Annotated in this window: 16 protein-coding genes; 8 read left to right on the top strand and 8 right to left on the bottom strand. The window is 60.2% G+C overall.

Translation table 11 applies throughout. The features are described from left to right. Positions 1-5: 5 nt before the first annotated feature. Positions 6-251: a DUF982 domain-containing protein gene (locus KX729_RS01605; RefSeq protein ID WP_219740690.1), complete on the bottom strand. Its 246-nt coding sequence runs from the start codon at positions 249-251 to the stop codon at positions 6-8. A gap of 317 nt (positions 252-568) precedes the next feature. Here KX729_RS01605 and rpsD point away from each other — a divergent pair, with 317 nt between their 5' ends. After that, positions 569-1,186 (top strand): 30S ribosomal protein S4, encoded by a 618-nt coding sequence (rpsD, locus tag KX729_RS01600; protein WP_219740689.1) that lies wholly within the window; start codon positions 569-571, stop codon positions 1,184-1,186. Positions 1,187-1,316: 130 nt separating this feature from the next. On the opposite strand, the gene KX729_RS01595 is transcribed toward rpsD, so the two are convergent. Both KX729_RS01595 and sthA read right to left on the bottom strand, forming a co-directional pair. Next, positions 1,317-2,015: an FkbM family methyltransferase gene (locus KX729_RS01595; RefSeq protein WP_219740688.1), complete on the bottom strand. Its 699-nt coding sequence runs from the start codon at positions 2,013-2,015 to the stop codon at positions 1,317-1,319. Between the two features lie 264 nt (positions 2,016-2,279). Continuing rightward, positions 2,280-3,779 (bottom strand): Si-specific NAD(P)(+) transhydrogenase, encoded by a 1,500-nt coding sequence (sthA, locus tag KX729_RS01590; protein WP_246617346.1) that lies wholly within the window; start codon positions 3,777-3,779, stop codon positions 2,280-2,282. Positions 3,780-4,010: 231 nt separating this feature from the next. On the opposite strand from sthA, the gene KX729_RS01585 reads away from it, so the two are divergent. The 7 genes from KX729_RS01585 to KX729_RS01555 all read left to right on the top strand — a co-directional run bounded on the left by KX729_RS01585 (position 4,011) and on the right by KX729_RS01555 (position 12,865). After that, positions 4,011-4,751: a FadR/GntR family transcriptional regulator gene (locus tag KX729_RS01585; RefSeq protein ID WP_219740687.1), complete on the top strand. Its 741-nt coding sequence runs from the start codon at positions 4,011-4,013 to the stop codon at positions 4,749-4,751. Positions 4,752-4,877: 126 nt separating this feature from the next. Next, complete coding sequence (locus KX729_RS01580) at positions 4,878-6,386, top strand: ABC transporter substrate-binding protein (protein WP_219740686.1); 1,509 nt, start codon at positions 4,878-4,880, stop codon at positions 6,384-6,386. 247 nt (positions 6,387-6,633) lie between these two features. Then, positions 6,634-7,581 (top strand): ABC transporter permease, encoded by a 948-nt coding sequence (locus KX729_RS01575; RefSeq protein WP_219740685.1) that lies wholly within the window; start codon positions 6,634-6,636, stop codon positions 7,579-7,581. Then, positions 7,578-8,453 carry an ABC transporter permease gene (locus KX729_RS01570; RefSeq protein WP_219740684.1) on the top strand — a complete coding sequence of 292 codons (876 nt, stop codon included), beginning with the start codon at positions 7,578-7,580 and terminating at the stop codon, positions 8,451-8,453. The genes KX729_RS01575 and KX729_RS01570 overlap by 4 nt, the downstream gene beginning before the upstream one ends. 36 nt (positions 8,454-8,489) lie before the next feature. Continuing rightward, positions 8,490-10,274: a gamma-glutamyltransferase family protein gene (locus tag KX729_RS01565; protein ID WP_219740683.1), complete on the top strand. Its 1,785-nt coding sequence runs from the start codon at positions 8,490-8,492 to the stop codon at positions 10,272-10,274. Positions 10,275-10,277: 3 nt separating this feature from the next. Further along, positions 10,278-11,042, top strand: a complete 765-nt coding sequence (locus tag KX729_RS01560) for a DUF1028 domain-containing protein (RefSeq protein WP_219740682.1) — start codon at positions 10,278-10,280, stop codon at positions 11,040-11,042. A gap of 11 nt (positions 11,043-11,053) precedes the next feature. Next, positions 11,054-12,865 carry an ABC transporter ATP-binding protein gene (locus KX729_RS01555; RefSeq protein ID WP_219740681.1) on the top strand — a complete coding sequence of 604 codons (1,812 nt, stop codon included), beginning with the start codon at positions 11,054-11,056 and terminating at the stop codon, positions 12,863-12,865. 71 nt (positions 12,866-12,936) lie between these two features. Here KX729_RS01555 and KX729_RS01550 read toward each other — a convergent pair whose 3' ends face one another. The 5 genes from KX729_RS01550 to sfsA all read right to left on the bottom strand — a co-directional run bounded on the left by KX729_RS01550 (position 12,937) and on the right by sfsA (position 17,264). After that, positions 12,937-13,587: a hypothetical protein gene (locus KX729_RS01550; protein WP_219740680.1), complete on the bottom strand. Its 651-nt coding sequence runs from the start codon at positions 13,585-13,587 to the stop codon at positions 12,937-12,939. A gap of 5 nt (positions 13,588-13,592) precedes the next feature. After that, entirely contained in the window at positions 13,593-14,396 is an 804-nt protein-coding gene (gene radC, locus KX729_RS01545; protein WP_219740679.1) for a RadC family protein, read from the bottom strand. Between the two features lies 1 nt (position 14,397). Continuing rightward, positions 14,398-15,237 (bottom strand): type I methionyl aminopeptidase, encoded by an 840-nt coding sequence (gene map / locus KX729_RS01540; protein WP_219740678.1) that lies wholly within the window; start codon positions 15,235-15,237, stop codon positions 14,398-14,400. 118 nt (positions 15,238-15,355) lie between these two features. Further along, positions 15,356-16,414 carry an acyltransferase gene (locus tag KX729_RS01535; protein ID WP_219740677.1) on the bottom strand — a complete coding sequence of 353 codons (1,059 nt, stop codon included), beginning with the start codon at positions 16,412-16,414 and terminating at the stop codon, positions 15,356-15,358. Between the two features lie 148 nt (positions 16,415-16,562). Next, positions 16,563-17,264, bottom strand: a complete 702-nt coding sequence (gene sfsA / locus KX729_RS01530; RefSeq protein ID WP_219740676.1) for a DNA/RNA nuclease SfsA — start codon at positions 17,262-17,264, stop codon at positions 16,563-16,565. Positions 17,265-17,269 lie beyond the last annotated feature (5 nt).

Below are 17,269 nucleotides of genomic sequence, written 5' to 3'. Positions count from 1 at the left end.
GCCGTTTACTGAATATGGAAATGCGCTTCCACAGCGGCGGCGATGAAGGCGCGTCGGGCCTCGTTCGCATCGCCTCTGCCGTGCAGTGCCGCATCGCAGACCTGTTCGGCGTGATGATGCTGGCTGCCGTGGTAGGCCGGCCAGAACCGGTCCAGGGTCGCTTTTGCTTCACGGATCGTCTTGACCGTTCGGACCACGCCGGTCTCCGGGTTCTCGATCCTGATCGGGGATTTCCAGGTTTTTGCACGCATGGCACGTTACCTCCTGTTATGAAGATGGTGTTGCTGCCGCGGCAGTCAAAACAACCTCCAAACAGCCTCACCGAAAGGTTAAGGCGCCGAATGTCGGATAGGGGCACCCTCCGCTGTTGACATTTCCATGACACCCACATAAACACCCCGCCAGCACCGGGTGGCAACGCCCGGTGTTTCATTTAACATGTCCCGTGGTTCTCTCCGATCGCATTCGTGAGAAGCCTGTCAGAACTTCTAAATCGAAGTTCAGAGGAGGGCGTGTTTCCTTGATCCGGTCTGGCAACAGGCCGGTGTAACCTGTTGAAGGAAATACGATGAGCAAGCGCGCATCATCCAAGTACAAGATCGATCGCCGTATGGGCGAAAACATCTGGGGTCGTCCGAAGTCCCCGGTGAACCGTCGCGAATACGGCCCGGGCCAGCACGGTCAGCGCCGCAAGGGCAAGCTTTCCGACTTCGGCGTGCAGCTGCGCGCCAAGCAGAAGCTCAAGGGTTACTACGGCGACCTGCGCGAAAAGCAGTTCCGCGCCACCTACGACGAAGCAAACCGTCGCAAGGGTGACACCTCGGAGAACCTGATCGGCCTGCTCGAGTCGCGTCTCGACGCGATCGTCTACCGCGCCAAGTTCGTCCCGACGGTCTTCGCTGCCCGCCAGTTCGTCAACCACGGCCACGTCACGGTCAACGGCGTTCGCGTCAACATCGGTTCCTACCGCTGCAAGGCCGGCGACGTTATCGAAGTTCGCCAGAAGTCGAAGCAGCTGGTCACGGTTCTGGAATCCGTATCGCTCGCTGAGCGTGACGTTCCGGACTATATCGAAGTCGACCACAACAAGATGGTTGCCACCTTCGCCCGCGTTCCGGGCCTGACCGACGTTCCTTACGCCGTCGTCATGGAACCGCAGCTGGTCGTCGAATTCTATTCGCGTTAATGAGCGGCCCTTCGGGGCGTTCATCGGAAATCAAGAAGCCGCGTCTTTGGACGCGGCTTTTTTGATTTGAGCGATGTAGATTGAACCGCATTGTTTTCTGCGGTGAATAGCTGCAGGGCCGATTCTAGATTCAGCCTTTCGATGCAGCTATATGCGACGGATCTGTCCATGTGCATTTGAAGCCGTTTTGCTTCAGCATGTTGACGATCTGTTCCGAACCATTCGAAAGGCCGCGCTCACGGAGTTCCGTAAAGTGAACTTCCACGAATAGAGCGCGCAGGTTCGATGCGCGAAGCATCTTTTCCATGCCTAAAATTACCTCAACCTCATATCCTTCGACATCGATTTTCACGACATTCGGGACAAGGATGTTCGTTAGGCCATCGGCACGCCTAACTTCGACCTTTTCGATTTTCGTGTCTGAAAGGTCGGCTCGTTGAAAAAGGCTGTCCACGACGCTGTTTTCGGAAACGAAGAAATCCATGATCCCTTCGCGGTCCGAGAGCGCCTTGCTTTCGATGGTCACATTCAATGTTTCGGAAAATCTGCTTCGAAGATTCTCGGCCGAGCGAGGTGACGGCTCGAAGGCGATGACGGTGCCAGTCGAGCCGACGGCGTCCGCAAACTTTTCCGTGTAATATCCAACATTTGCGCCAATATCCCACACGATATCGCCGGGGCGAATTTCGCCCATCAGCGCTGTATCAAACTTGTCTTCGTAAGCTTTTCCGGAAATCTTTCGGTAGAAGCGAACGGCCGGCCTCAATATTCCGAGCGCGCTTAAAGCGGATCTTACATTGATAAGAATTGGATTTGAATAATTGAGCACGCGACATTCTCCCCGATGAACACATTCTCGTGGTGAAAGGTTGCCCGTTAAATTTAGAAACGCAAACCAAATATTTCGATATAGTAAAATTCGCAGGGATATGATGCGTTGATACGTCTTGCGATGATTTATTCGATGACGTGCTTGCGAGGGCAAGCGTCGTTTTTAGTATGACTATTAAATAAGCGCCAAGTAATTGGCGCCGCTGTGTATTTTTAATAACACGGCGGCGCCTGTCACTGTAATCGGAATCTCGTAGCCGCTTTATTTGGAGGCGGCTTTTTTCTCTTCGCTTGCGGCGACCGCAGCGGGGGCAACGGCGGCGGCTTCCTGCTGTACGTCGAGTGGATGTGGCTCGCTGACGCCCTTGGGCGCTTCGCCCATGCGGTTCCAGGCGTCGAGGCCGGCGATCTTGTAGGCTTCGGCGAGCGTCGGATAGTTGAACGTGTTCTCGACGAAATATTCGACGGTGCCCTTGAGGTTCAGCACGGCCTGGCCGATGTGGACGAGCTCGGTCGCACCTTCGCCGACGATATGGACGCCGAGCAGGCGACGGGTCTTCAAGGAGAAGATCAGCTTCAGCAGGCCGGTATCGAGGCCCATGATGTGGCCTCGCGAGGTCTCGCGGAAACGGGCGATGCCGCACTCGTAAGGAATGTTGCGCTCCTTCATTTCCTCTTCGGTCAGGCCGCAGGTGGAGATTTCCGGCACGGCATAGATGCCGTAGGGGAAATATTTCTGCGGTTCGCCGGCGATCGCGCCGACCGCGACGCGGGCGGCGATGCGTCCCTGTTCCATCGAGGTCGAAGCGAGGCTTGGGAAGCCGACGACGTCGCCGGCCGCGAAAATGCCTTTCACGGACGTCTCGAAGGTTTCCGGATTGACCTTCAGGCGGCCGCGATTATCGGCCTCGAGGCCGGCTGCGGCGAGGTTCAGCTGGTCCGTCGCGCCCATGCGGCCGGCAGCGAAGAGAACCATGTCGGTGACGATCTTGCGGCCGGAATCGACGGTGACGGAGACCTTGCCGTCCGGCAGGCGTTCGACCTTGTCGGCCTTCTGGCCGAGCAGCAGCTTCATGTTGCGGTCGCGCAGCTGGTAGGTGAAGTCCTCGACGATTTCCTTGTCGATGAAATCGAGCATGGTCGGCTTCGGATCGATGACGGTAACGGCCGTATCGAGCGCAGAGAAGATCGTCGCATATTCGATGCCGATGACGCCTGCGCCGATGACGACCATGGAGCGCGGCAGTTGTTCGATGTCGAGCAGTTCGTCGCTGTCGAGCACCGTCTTGCCGTCGAACGGCATATAGTCCGGGCGGAAGGGCTTGGTGCCGACCGCAAGCAGGATCGACGAACCCTGGACATGCATGATCTCGCCGTCATCCTTCTGGATCGCCATCGTATCGACGGTCACGAAGCTCGCCTTGCCGCGGATATGCTGCACGCGGTTACGGGCGAACTGGTGCTCCAGTACCTCGACCTCATGGTCGAGCGTGATCAGCAGACGGCGGCGCAGGTCCTCTGCGCTGATCTCCTGCTTGACGCGGTAGGCGCGTCCGTAAAAGCCGCGCTCGCGCCAGCCGGAAAGGTTCAGCGCGGTTTCGCGCAGCGTCTTGGAGGGGATAGTGCCGGTGTGGACGGAAACACCGCCGACCCGCTTGCCCTGTTCGACGACCAGCACTTTTTTCCCGAGTTTGGCTGCCTGGATGGCGGCGCGACGCCCTGCCGGGCCGCTGCCGACGACGATGAGATCATACTGGTTCATGGGTGCCCCACTCAGGAAAATGTTCGGAAAGACTGGAGGCCGCCGCGATGCGGCAGCATTCAACGAATCCCTTTGTAGCCATTTATTCTAAAGGTTTGATTGCGACACGTCCAAGCCTCGATTTCGGTCGTGCTGCATCAATTTTGTGCAGTGCAAAATCTGCCGAAAAAATAACTTGACCTTGGTTTGTAAATGCAATCCATTGGGACCAATTAATAATTGGTACACGAAATGGTGCAGGGGAACGAGGCGGAAAGCCACGACAATTCGAACTATGCGCTGGACCGTCTGAGGGAGCTCATGCGGGCAGGAGAGTTCGGGGCGGAAGGGCGTCTGCCGACAGAGCGCGCGTTGACCGACCTTCTCGGCATCAGCCGCCGCGCGGTGCGCCGCGCGCTTGAAGTTCTGGAAGCCGAAGGGCTGATCTGGCGACGCCAAGGGTCGGGGACGTTCATTGGCGAGCGGCCGAGCGATCTGCATCCTCATCTGGATTCGATCGTTGCCGGTACGGATTTCATGGAAATCATGGAAGTGCGCCTGCGCATCGAGCCTCAGCTTGCCCAGCTTGCCGCTATGCGTGCCAAGCCGGCCGATGTCGAGCGTATGCGCGAGATCGCGGTAAAGATCATCGAAAGCGGCGATGCGGATGCGCGCGAACTCTGGGACGGTGCGTTACACCGGCTGATCGCCCAAAGTGCAGGCAACCAGCTTTTCCTGTCGATTTTCGACGTCATCAACCGCGTTCGTCAGGACGAGGCCTGGCGGGCGATCCGCGAACGGGCCCGCTCGAACGGCGAGGCGGTAAAAATGTCTTTCACGCAGCACACCGGCATTATCGAAGCCATTGCTGCCCATGATCCGGCTCGTGCCGGGGAGGCGATGCGCGAGCATCTCCTGATGCTGCAGGAGCGTCTGATCAGGGTGACCTCGATGGAGGCGTCCGACCTGGGCTCGTTCAGCGAGGCAAGCTGAAGAACCCGAACTGCCGATTACCGCGGCTCTGCCGCCACCACCAGAAGCCGGAAAACCGGCCGGGAACATAAGAGTACCCATCGTGACAACAGGTACCAGAGAACCAAAAGAGAGAGGAAGATCACAATGAAACGACTTACCAAGCTCAGCACCGCGCTGCTTGCCGGTGCCCTGTTCGCCTTTCCGGCGCTCGCCGTCGACCTGCGCATCGGCCTGCAGGAAGATGCCGACGTGCTCGACCCGGCGCAGTCCCGTACCTTCGTCGGCCGCATCGTCTACACGGCGCTGTGCGACAAGCTGGTTGACGTCTCGCCGGACCTGAAACTCGTTCCGCAGCTGGCGACCGAGTGGAAATGGTCTGCCGACGGCAAGGAACTCGTCATGAAGATCCGCGACGGCGTGAAATTCCATGACGGCACCACGATGGACGCCGCCGCTGTTGTCGCGACGATCGAGCGCAACATGACGCTGCCGGAATCGCGCCGCAAGAGCGAGCTCGCCTCCGTTGCCAAGGTCGAGGCGACCGGTCCGCTGGAAGTCAAGTTCACGCTGAAGGCTGCCGACGCCTCGCTGCTGGCGCAGCTTTCCGACCGCGCCGGCATGATCGTTTCGCCGACCGCCGCCAAGGCTCTCGGCGCCAATTTTGGTTCCAAGCCGGTCTGCGCCGGCCCGTTCAAGTTCGTCGAGCGTGTCCAGCAGGACCGTATCGTGCTCGAAAAGTTCGCCGATTACTGGGACAAGGCCAAGATCCTCGTCGACAAGGTCATCTACCTGCCGATCCCGGATACGACCGTTCGTCTTGCCAACCTGCGTTCCGGTGATCTCGACTTCATCGAGCGTGTCGCCCCGACCGATGTCGGCGCCGTCAAGGGTGACTCCAACCTGAAATACGACGCCACCGTCAATATCGGCTACATGGCGCTTTACGCTAATATCGGCAACGGCCCGAAGGCCGACAACCCGTTCGGTAAGGACAAGCGCCTGCGCCAGGCCTTCTCGCTGTCGCTCGATCGTGACGCCCTGAACCAGGTCGTCTTCGAAGGTACCGCCGTCGGCGGCAACCAGTCCTTCCCGCCGAACAGCCCGTGGTTCAACAAGTCCATTCCGGTTCCGGCCCGTGACGTTGCCAAGGCGAAGGCCTTGATGAAGGAAGCCGGCTATCCGACCTTCGATCTCGAAATCCAGCATGCCAACAGCCCGGTCGTCATCCAGATGATGCAGATCATCCAGTCGATGGCTGCGGAAGCGGGAATCAACGTCAAGCTGAAGGCTACCGAATTCGCGACGCTGCTCGACGAGCAGACCCGCGGCAACTACCAGTTCAGCCGTTCCGACTGGTCCGGCCGTGTCGACCCCGATGGCAACATCCACCAGTTCATCACCTGCAAGGGCGGCATCAACGACACCAAGTACTGCAACGCCGAAGTCGACAAGCTGCTCAACGAAGCACGCGCCTCGACCGACGATGCAGTCCGCAAGCAGAAATACGACGCGGCAGCCGTCATCCTCAACGAGGACCTGCCGATCATCTATCTCGGCCACCAGTCGTGGATCTGGGCTTACAAGAAGAGCGTCACGGGCTTTGTGCCGAATCCTGACGGCATGATCCGCCTCCAGGGCGTCAAGAAGGGTTGAGTTCATCGCATCGGCCGGAAATCCAGTTGGATTTCTGGAAACGCGATGCGTGCTTCAACAATTGAAGCGCCGCATGGAAGTGGAGATCCATGCGGCACTTTTCCCACGCACCTCTTGCATCGTCGGACGGTCGGACGCAGTCTCCGGAAGCGATGATCGCATAGAACCCATCAATGAGAGCTTTTGCGTAGGAGCCTTTCAGGCTTTCGGGATACGCGGCGCTCCGTGAGACATAAGGGGCGGTATTATGCCTGTTTATATCGGAAAGCGTCTGCTGGTCGCGATCCCGACCTTGCTGATCATATCCATTTTCGTTTTTTCATTGCAGAAGCTTCTCCCCGGCGATCCCATCCTGGCCATGGCCGGCGAAGAGCGCGATCCGGCGGTGATCGAATTCCTGCGCGACAAATATCGCCTCAACGATCCCGTCATCATGCAGTATTTCTACTGGCTCGGCGGCGTGCTGACCGGCGATTTCGGCATTTCGCTGCGCACCAATCAACCGGTTCTCGAACTGATCATGGAAAAGCTGCCGGTGACGATCCAGCTCGCCACCATGGCGATGTTCTTCGCGATGATCATCGGTATCCCGATCGGCATCATCGCCGCGGTCAAGAAGAACACTTTCGTCGATTACCTCGCCAATATCCTGGCGCTGTCCGGCCTTTCGATCCCGAACTTCTGGCTCGGTATCATGCTGATTCTATTAATTTCGGTGCAGCTCGGCTGGCTGCCGGCCTCCGGTTATGAATCGATCTTCGTCGATCCGGTACGTTCGTTGCAGACCATGATCATGCCAGCCTTCGTTCTCGGCAATGCATTGGCCGCCACCCTGATGCGCCATACGCGCTCGGCCATGGTCGGCGTGATGAGCGCCGATTACATCCGCACCGCCCGCGCCAAGGGCCTTTCGCCCAAGGAAGTCATCCTCAGCCACAGTTTCCGCAACGCACTTCTGCCGGTCGTGACGCTTTCGGCGCTGCTGTTCGGCGAACTGCTCGCCGGTGCCGTCTTGACCGAACAGATCTTCACCATTCCAGGTTTCGGCAAGCTCATCGTCGATGCCGTCTTCAACCGCGACTATGCGGTGGTCCAAGGCGTCGTACTGTGCACGGCGGTCGGCTTCATCCTGATGAACCTCATTGCCGACATTCTTTATGTCATCTTGAATCCCCGCCTGAGGGCAACGCTATGACCACGATCGATCAAGCTCCTGCCGTCGTTGCCCCGAAGAAGGAAAAGAGCCGCGCCTGGCGCAAGATGAAGCGCAACAAGTCGGCGCTGGTCGGCTGCGGCATCGTCTTCTTCTTTGCAATCCTGGCAATCGCCGCACCGCTATTGCCCATCCCCGATCCGATCGCCACCAGTTGGACGGCAATCCGCAAGGCGCCGTCCGCAGCCCACTGGCTCGGGACCGACGACCTCGGCCGCGATATCCTCTCGCGGATGATCTGGGGCGCGCAGGCCTCGCTGATGGCCGGTGTCTTCTCCGTAGTGATCGCCGTCGGCATCGGCGTACCGTTTGGCCTCGTTTCCGGTTATTTCGGCGGCTGGGTGGACATGGTGATCTCGCGTATCACCGAGGCGCTGCTTGCCATGCCCTTCCTGATCATGGCGATCGCGCTCGCGGCCTTTCTCGGACCGAGCCTGACCAATGCGATGATCGCCATCGGCCTGTCCGCCATGCCGATCTTCGTGCGCCTGACCCGCGGTCAGGTTCTGGCGGTGAAGACCGAAGACTATGTCGAGGGCGCGCGCTCCGTCGGCCTCAACCACTTCGAGATCATGACCCGCTACATCCTGCCGAACGTGTTTGCGCCGATCATCGTCCAGGCAACGCTGACGATCGCCACCGCCATCATCGCCGAAGCCAGCCTTTCGTTCCTCGGCCTCGGCCAGCAGCCGCCATCGCCGTCCTGGGGCTCGATGCTGAACGTCGCCAAGAACTTTCTCACCCAGGCGCCCTGGATGGCGATGTGGCCGGGTATCGCCATCTTCCTCGTCGTCATCGGTTTCAACATGCTGGGCGACGGCCTGCGCGACGCGCTGGATCCCCGCGAGGCCTAAGCGCGCGACGCGTAATTTTTACAAGGAATTTCGAGAATGACCGAATTCACTACAAGGCCCGAAATTTTAGGCACGTTCGGGGTCGTCACCTCCACCCACTGGATCGCGTCCTCCGTCGGCATGGCGATCCTCGAAAAAGGCGGCAACGCCTTCGACGCGGCGGTTGCCACCGGATTCGTGCTGCAGATCGTCGAGCCGCATCTCTGCGGTCCCGGCGGCGACATGCCGGCCGTCTTCTATTCGGCGAAGACGGGCAAGGTCGAAGTCATCTGCGCCCAAGGACCGGCTCCGGCCGGCGCGACGATCGAGCACTACACGTCCGAGGGCCTGAAGCTGATCCCCGGAGACGGTCTGCTCTCGACCGTCATTCCCGGCGCTTTCGACGGCTGGATGCTGATGTTGCGCGACTACGGCACGATGAGCGTCCGCGACGTTCTTGAGCCGGCTATCTATTATGCCGAGCAGGGCCATCCGGTTCTGGCCCGCGTTTCCGCCACCATCAAGGGGCTGACAAGCTTCTTCGAAAAGGAGTGGCCGACGTCCCACGCCACATGGCTGCCGGGCGGTTCGGCCCCCGAGGCGCAGAGCAATTTCAAGAACCCGGTTCTCGCCGAAACCTGGAAGCGCGTGATCACAGAGTCCGAGGCGAAGAGCGGCCGCGAAAACCAGATCGAAGCGGCGCGCGACGCCTTCTATCGCGGCTTTATCGCCGAGGCGATCGACAAATACGTCTCGACCACCGCCGTGATGGATGCCAGCGGCGTCAAGCACAAGGGCGTTCTGACCGCCGACGACATGGCCAACTGGAAAGCCGTCGTCGAAGCGCCGCAGACCTACGACTACCATGACTGGACCGTCGCCAAGACGCCGGCCTGGGGGCAGGGACCTGTCCTGCTGCAATCGCTGGCGCTGTTGAAGGGCTTCGACCTCGCCGCCATGGACCCGTCCGGCCCGGACTTCGTCCACACCGTTGTCGAAGCCATGAAGCTCGCCTTCGCCGACCGCGAAGTTTATTACGGCGACCCGGATTTCGCACAGATCCCGACCGAATACCTTCTGTCGGAAGGTTATAATTCCGAACGCCGCAAGCTGATCGGCAAGGAAGCATCGCTGGAGCTGCGCCCCGGCCGCGTGCCCGGCTATGACCACCAGTTCGACGCGACCATGGCGATGCTGGCCGAAATGAGCGGCAAGGGCACGGTTTATGAACCGACCATGTCGCATCTCTCCGAAAAGCGCGGCGACACCGTGCATATCGACGTCATCGACCGCTGGGGCAACATGGTCTCGACCACGCCGTCCGGCGGCTGGCTGCAATCCTCTCCAATCATCCCGGGCCTCGGTTTCGCGCTGAATTCGCGTGCCCAGATGTTCTGGCTGAAACCCGGCCTGCCGACCTCGCTCGCCCCCGGCAAACGCCCGCGCACTACGCTCACCCCGTCGCTCGCGCTGCATCAGGGCCGGCCGACGCTGGTGTTCGGTACACCCGGCGGCGACCAGCAGGACCAGTGGCAATTGCCCTTCTTCCTGCGTTACGTCCACCACAAGCCGAACCTGCAGGCGGCAATCGACATGCCGCTCTTCCACACCTCGCATTTCCCCGGTTCCTTCTACCCGCGCACCAGCTCGCCGGGCGAGATCATGGTTGAAAGCAATATCGGTGCGAGCGCGCTCGATGAGCTGCGCAGCCGCGGCCACAAGGTCACCGTCGCCGATCCGTGGAGCGTCGGCCGCCTGACGGCCGCGCGGCGCGATGCGGACGGATTGCTGCGTGCGGCGGCAACGCCGCGCCTGATGCAAGCCTATGCGGTAGGGAGATAGCCCATGACCTGGTCGATCGTCGCACGTGACCCTGAAACAGGACATTTCGGCATCGCCGTCGCCAGCCGCTTCTTCGCGGTCGGCGCCGCCGTGCCGCATATCAAGGGCAGGGTTGGCGCTGTCGCCACCCAGGCCTTCGTCAGCCCGCTTTACGGCACCGATGGCCTGAAGCTGCTGGAAGAAGGCAAGTCGCCGGAAGAGATCATCGAAACGCTGACCGCCCGCGATGATGGCCGCCGTCAGCGCCAGTTCCACCTGATCGACACCAGTGGCCGCAACGTCGCCTATACCGGCGAAATCTGCGTCGATTGGGCCGGTCATCTGGTGGATGACAACGTCTCCGTTGCCGGCAACATGCTGGCCGGCCCGCAGGTGATTACCGAGACGCTCCGCGTCTACAGGGAACGGACCGCGGCCGGTGCGCCGCTCGCTGAACGCCTGCTCGATGCCATGGATGCCGGCGAGGCGGCCGGCGGCGACAAGCGCGGCAAGCAGTCCGCAGCCATGGTCCTCTACCGCGATCAGGACTACCCCTGGCTGCGTATCAATGCCGACGACCACACCGATCCGCTCGCCGAATTGCGCCGGCTTTACGCGGTGGCCGGCGAACGCTTCCTGCATGTCGCCGAGACCATGCCGACCCGCGAGAACCCGCACGGCATGATCGACCGCCGCGTCATCGACCAGACGATCGCAGCACTCGAAGCCGCCCGCGAAGCGGAAGGCAGGCTATCCGCCTCCTTCGCCACGCCCTGGAAACCCATGTGAGGAACGCCGAAATGAGCCAAGCACCCGTCCTTTCGGTCAAGAACCTCACCACCTCCTTCCTCGTCGACGGCGAATGGAAAAGCGTCGTGCGCGACGTTTCCTTCGACGTCTTCCCAGGCGAAACCGTCGCGATCGTCGGCGAATCCGGTTCCGGCAAATCCGTCACCTCGCTCTCCTGCATGCGCCTTCTGGCGCCGGGCTCGAGCCGCATCGAGGGCAAGATCCTGCTGAACGGCCGCGACCTGCTGGCGCTTTCCGAAAAGGAAATGCGCGCCGTGCGCGGCAACGAAGAGTCGATGATCTTCCAGGAGCCGATGACGTCGCTCAATCCGATCTTCACCATCGGCCGGCAGATTTCCGAGGTGCTGACGCGCCACAAGGGCCTGTCGAAACAGGAAGCGCGCGCCGAAACCGTACGCCTCCTCGAAAAGGTCCGCATCCCTAACGCCGGCGCGCGTTTCGATGATTACCCGCACCAGTTCTCCGGCGGCATGCGCCAGCGCGTCATGATCGCCATGGCGCTCGCCTCTAAGCCGAAGCTGCTCATCGCAGACGAACCGACGACCGCGCTCGACGTCACCATCCAGGGACAGATTCTTGACCTGATCAAGGTCCTTCAGGAAGAGGAGGGCATGTCGGTCCTTTTCATCACCCATGACATGGGCGTCGTCGCCGAAATCGCCGACCGCACCATCGTTATGTATCGCGGCGAGGCGGTGGAAAGCGGCCCGACGGAAGAGATCTTCCATCACGGCAAGCATCCCTATACACGCGCACTCCTTTCTGCCGTTCCCAAACTCGGCTCGATGCAGGACCGCAAATGGCCGACCCGCTTTGCCGTGGTCGACATGAAGACCGGCGAAGCGCCCGAACCGCAGGAAGTCGCGGGCACCGTCGCCAGCGGCAAGACGCCCGTCCTGTCGGTGAAGAACCTCGTGACCCGGTTCGCGGTGCGCTCCGGCCTGTTCTCGCGCCAGACCGGCTCGGTGCATGCGGTGGAAAACATCTCCTTCGATCTGCATCAGGGCGAAACCCTGTCACTGGTTGGCGAGTCCGGCTGCGGCAAGTCCACGACCGGCCGTTCGATCATGCGGCTGATCGAACCGACCGGCGGCGAAGTGGCGCTCGACGGGTACGACGTGCTGAAGCTCGACTCCGTCGGCCTGCGCAACATGCGCAAGTCCGTCCAGATGATTTTCCAGGATCCGTTCTCGTCGCTCAACCCGCGCATGACGGTGGGCGCGGCAATTTCCGAACCCTTCATCAAGCACAAGCTTGGCTCGGCCAAGGACGCCAAGGAAAAGACCGCCGATCTGCTGCGCAAGGTCGGCCTGTCCCCGGACATGGCGCGGCGTTACCCGCACGAATTCTCCGGCGGCCAGCGTCAGCGTATCGCCATCGCCCGCGCCCTGTCTCTGAACCCGAAGGTGATCGTCGCCGACGAAAGCGTCTCGGCGCTTGACGTGTCGATCAAGGCGCAGGTCTGCAACCTGCTTTTAGACCTGCAGGAAAGCCTGAACCTCGCGTTCCTTTTCATCAGCCACGACATGGCGGTGGTCGAACGCGTCAGCCATCGCGTCGCCGTCATGTATCTCGGCGAAATCGTCGAAATCGGCCCCCGCGCGGCGGTCTTCGACAATCCGCAGCATGCCTATACGAAGAAGCTGATGGCGGCGGTGCCGGTGCCGGATCCTGCCCGTCGCGGCATCCGCCGCGGCATTTCCAACGACGAACTGAAGAGCCCCGTACGCCCAATGGGCTTCGTGCCGCCGAAGCGGGAATATCGCGAGGTGTCGGAGGGGCATTTGGTGCAGGTAGGGTGATGCCGCTAAGACGGGGGGCAGGTTAAAGTCTACATATCGTTCATTGGAAGGGGGCTACGGTAACAACCCCTTTAGTCCAAAATCTTGTCTATCCGAGCTTTGTACCGGCGACATGTGGACCCAACGCTCACATTGTAGACTCGGACCGCTTCTACTGCGTTTTCAAGTTTCGAGCCGATGAACTCAAATGTATTCACCGGCACAACTGGGGCCGAAAGCGCTTCTCCAATAGCAGATCGGACTTCTGCGATACTCCACGGGCCTGGAAACACGAAGATTTTCTCAAAGTCATCCCAAATATCAGCGTTGTAGGTGGTTGAAAGCTTGCCAAGAAGGTCGTTGAAGGCAGATGAATAGCGTTCATCATCCCTCGAACTAACCGCACTTTCCACGAGTTGAATATGTTCGTTGCAGTAATAGCACTGTACCGCGACGGCTTCCGCAATCTCATACTTTAGGTCTACTTGAAGTCGGACATTCTCTCGATGGTGCTTGTCTGCTCTTGATATTTGGCGGGAAATAAAAACTATAGTAAGGACAGCGGCGGGAACCGCCGCCCAGCTTCCTGTTGCGCTTATCCATTCTCGGGTACACTGTTCGTCGGCCGCTCCTGTACAAGCTATTTTGTTGGCGAACATGAAGGCAACTAATGCAGTTGTCGCTAAAAGGCCGACGATAACCGCAACAATCCAGCCCATCCAATAGCCCCAGTCGTCGTCCAAGTTCCTCAAATCAACCTCAACCCCTTGAAGCTCACATGCCCATCTTTCCCGATGATGATGTGGTCATGCACCGTGATCCCGAGTGATTTTGCGGTATCGACGATCGTCTTCGTCATGTCGATATCGGCGCGCGAGGGTGTCGGATCACCGCTCGGGTGATTGTGCACGAGGATGATCGCGGTGGATGAAAGTTCCAGCGCGCGGCGCACCACTTCGCGTGGATAGACCGGCGTGTGGTCCACCGTGCCGTGACCCTGTACTTCGTCGGCGATCAGCGCATTGCGTTTGTCGAGGAAGAGGATGCGGAACTGTTCGCGGGTCTCATAGGCCATCACCGCGTTGCAATAATCGATCACCGACGACCAGGATGACAGGACCTGCTTGTTGCGGATTTCGCTTTTCAGCATCCGCTGCCCGGCTGTGCCGATCAGTTTGAGATCGAGCGCGACGGATTCGCCGACGCCCTTTATCTCCTGCAACAGGCCGATCGGGGCACCGAAGACGCCGGCCAGCGTGCCGAAGCGTTCCAGAAGCGCTTTGGCGAGCGGCTTGGTATCCCGCTGCGGGATGGACCGGAAAAGCAGCATTTCGAGAATTTCGTAATCGGCCAGAGACGTGTCGCCATGTTCGCGATATTTGGCGCGCACCCTGTCGCGATGGCCGTGATAATGGGCGGCGGCTTCTTGTTTGGCGGGCGCCATCGCCTTCTTCGCAGGCTTCGGTTTCGAGAATGTTTCAGCAAAGAAGCCACGTTCGTCCTCGATGAAGGACGGCTGGTCGTCCAGGGGCGGGGCTGGACGTTTGGTCATGTTACCTCGAAAGCGGAGGGATGCCGGGACGGTCTAGCCCGGCGGGCGACAGTGTGAAGATCTCGCAACCGGTGGCGGTAACGCCGACCGCATGTTCGTATTGCGCCGAAAGCGAGCGGTCGCGGGTCACGGCAGTCCAGCCGTCGGACAGAACCTTCACATGCGGCTTGCCGAGATTGATCATCGGCTCGATGGTGAAGATCATGCCTTCCTTGATTTCCGGGCCTTCGTCGGCGCGGCCGTAATGCAGGATGTTCGGTGAATCATGGAACAACCGGCCGACGCCATGGCCGCAGAAATCGCGCACCACGGAGCAGCGCTCGGCCTCCGCATAGGTCTGGATCGCTTCGCCGATCGCGCCGGTGCGGGCGCCGGGTTTTACCGCTGCAATGCCGCGCAGCAGGCATTCGTAAGTGACTTCCATCAGCCGTTCGGCAGCGCGCTTCACTTGGCCCACCGGATACATGCGGCTCGAATCCCCATGCCAGCCATCGAGGATGAAGGTGACGTCGATATTGACGATATCGCCGTCGCGCAGCGGCTTGTCATCCGGCATGCCGTGGCACACAACATGGTTGATCGAGGTGCAGACGGAATATTTGTAACCGCGATAGTTCAGCGTCGCGGGAAGCGCGCCGTGATCCATGCCGAATTCGAAAACGAAGCGATCGATCGCGCTGGTGGTGATGCCCGGTTGCACGATCGAAGCGAGCTCATCCAGGCAACGTGCCGTCAACAGGCAGGCCTTGCGCATGCCGGCGAAGTCCTCGCCCGTGTTGTAGAGCCGGATCGCGCCGGTGTTCTTCATGGGGGCGGAAACCGCCTCGATGTAATTGACCATGGTTCTTCTCTCGCAATTTCTCCGTTCATAAAGCAGCAAGGCCCGGTTCGTCCATGCCTTTGCTGGGGATGTGAAGGGAAATCACGAAGTTGCCAACGGTTCCGCAAGTGCCGGCCCGTCAGCGCACGGCCTGCTGCAGGAACCGGCTCTGCGCCATCAGCATGATCGTCGCGGTGGATGAGGCCACGGTCAGCACCAAGATCAGCAATGCCATCCCATAATTGCCGGTCTCGACATAACGGTTATCGACGAAGAAGGGCGAGGCGGGCGTGGTGAACAGGTTGAAGAAGATGATGTGGACGCAGAATATGCCCGGAGACAGCCGGCCGAGCTGCGCGGCAAGCGGATGCGAAAGCGCAAGCCGCTTGAAGGTGAGAAACACCGCAACCGAAAAGAACAGGGTGCCGAGCAGGAAATCCTGCGGAGCGAAGAAGCGGCTCGTGCCGAGCCGCGAGATCGCATAGGCCTCCACAAGCTGCAGAGCGATACCGATGAGAAGCGCCGGAACCAGGAGCCGCATCCGCACATCGATCCGCGCGTAACGGATATAGGCTCCGAGCGCGAAATAGGGGAAACCGAAGAACAGTCCGTTGCGGGTTCCGATGCCGATCGGCGCAGTATCCGGCCCGGCAAGCACGCTCCACGGGCCGAGCACGAGGCCGGCCAGATAGGCAGCCGCCGCCAGCGGCAACAGCACGCGGAACCCGAACCGCCGCAGCACCGTGAAGATCACCACGGTGACGACGAGATGCGGCAGGAACCAGAGGTGATAGGCGGGGCCGGCCGAATAATAGAGAAGGTCATAGACCAGCTTGATCGACGTTGTCGGATAGTCGGCGGTGTGAAGCACAAAGAGGTTGATCGCGTTGTAGATGATCTCCCAGAACCCGAACATCACCAGCAGGCGGCGGGCACGAGGAACGATGCGGCCGATTTCGGCAGCACCCGGACGCTCGAAGAAATAGCCGCTCATCATGAAGAACACCGGCACCGCGAAACGGGTCAGGTGGTCGATGATCGAGAATGCCGTGATGTCCTTCACCGGTGACGTGATGACATGCAGCGTCGCGACCGCCAGGAACGAGACGATCCGCAGCGAATCCATCGAGGCATCGCGTCCCTCGATGCTTCGGGTGACGGCCGGCGTCAGTCTATGATCGGCTACAAATTCGGCCACTTATGGTGAACTCCGTACTAATCACCACCACCCGGCTGTCACAATACGCTCCACCTGATGCCTGCGCCATTCACCAACCCGTGCAGTTGGGGCAAGGGTTGCCGGCGGGTTAACGGAAACGTTCGAATTTGAATGAATTCGGAGAACGTCAGCCCAGGATCGGAACCAGTCCTGCGGGCTCGATGGCCATAGGCGACACCCGGCAACGCACCGCATAAGCCTCGACACCGCGGGCCTTGGCGCGTTCGAAGGCCAGGGCATAAAGCGGGTCGAGATCGGTGCAGATGCGGAAACTCTCGCAGTCATGTCGCTGGATGAGATAAATCATCACCGCTCGGTGACCGGCTTCCGCCATGTCGCCGAGTTCCTCCAGGTGCTTTGCGCCGCGCTTGGTGACCGTATCGGGAAACTCAGCCAGCTTCGGTTCGCGGCTGAAATGGACGTTCTTCACTTCTACATAAGCGTTCGGCAGGCCTTTGCCTGAAAGTAGAAAATCGATACGGGAGTTTCGGCCGTATTTCTGTTCGCGCTGGATGACCGGGTAGTTGGCAAGGCTCGGGATCAGCCCGGCGCGGATCGCTTCCTCCGCCAGCCGGTTCGGCAGACCGGTATTGATGCCGATCGTCTCGTCGCCGACTTCGATCATCTCGAACATGTGGCGGTACTTGCGGGTCGGGCTGTCGTGTTCCGAAACCCAGATTTTCGAACCCGGCGTGGTAAGCCCGCGCATAGAACCGGTATTCGGGCAGGAACCGGTAAACGGCGTGCCGTCGGGTAGCACGGCATCGAACAGGAAACGCTTGTAGCGCTGCACTAACGTGGCGGAAATAAGCGGCGGATCGAAACGCATTATCG

This window comes from Neorhizobium populisoli, assembly GCF_019430945.1.
GTDB classification, from domain to species: Bacteria; Pseudomonadota; Alphaproteobacteria; order Rhizobiales; family Rhizobiaceae; genus Neorhizobium; species Neorhizobium populisoli.
This window is presented reverse-complemented; position numbering and strand designations above follow the sequence as displayed.

Excerpts from the sequence above, each read along its gene's own strand:
- KX729_RS01605 (WP_219740690.1), bottom strand. The coding sequence starts at position 251 with ATGCGTGCAAAAACCTGGAAATCCCCGATCAGGATCGAGAACCCGGAG.
- rpsD (WP_219740689.1), top strand. The coding sequence starts at position 569 with ATGAGCAAGCGCGCATCATCCAAGTACAAGATCGATCGCCGTATGGGC.
- sthA (WP_246617346.1), bottom strand. The coding sequence starts at position 3,779 with ATGAACCAGTATGATCTCATCGTCGTCGGCAGCGGCCCGGCAGGGCGT.
- KX729_RS01585 (WP_219740687.1), top strand. The coding sequence starts at position 4,011 with ATGGTGCAGGGGAACGAGGCGGAAAGCCACGACAATTCGAACTATGCG.
- KX729_RS01580 (WP_219740686.1), top strand. The coding sequence starts at position 4,878 with ATGAAACGACTTACCAAGCTCAGCACCGCGCTGCTTGCCGGTGCCCTG.
- KX729_RS01575 (WP_219740685.1), top strand. The coding sequence starts at position 6,634 with ATGCCTGTTTATATCGGAAAGCGTCTGCTGGTCGCGATCCCGACCTTG.
- KX729_RS01570 (WP_219740684.1), top strand. The coding sequence starts at position 7,578 with ATGACCACGATCGATCAAGCTCCTGCCGTCGTTGCCCCGAAGAAGGAA.
- KX729_RS01565 (WP_219740683.1), top strand. The coding sequence starts at position 8,490 with ATGACCGAATTCACTACAAGGCCCGAAATTTTAGGCACGTTCGGGGTC.
- KX729_RS01560 (WP_219740682.1), top strand. The coding sequence starts at position 10,278 with ATGACCTGGTCGATCGTCGCACGTGACCCTGAAACAGGACATTTCGGC.
- KX729_RS01555 (WP_219740681.1), top strand. The coding sequence starts at position 11,054 with ATGAGCCAAGCACCCGTCCTTTCGGTCAAGAACCTCACCACCTCCTTC.
- radC (WP_219740679.1), bottom strand. The coding sequence starts at position 14,396 with ATGACCAAACGTCCAGCCCCGCCCCTGGACGACCAGCCGTCCTTCATC.
- map (WP_219740678.1), bottom strand. The coding sequence starts at position 15,237 with ATGGTCAATTACATCGAGGCGGTTTCCGCCCCCATGAAGAACACCGGC.
- sfsA (WP_219740676.1), bottom strand. The coding sequence starts at position 17,264 with ATGCGTTTCGATCCGCCGCTTATTTCCGCCACGTTAGTGCAGCGCTAC.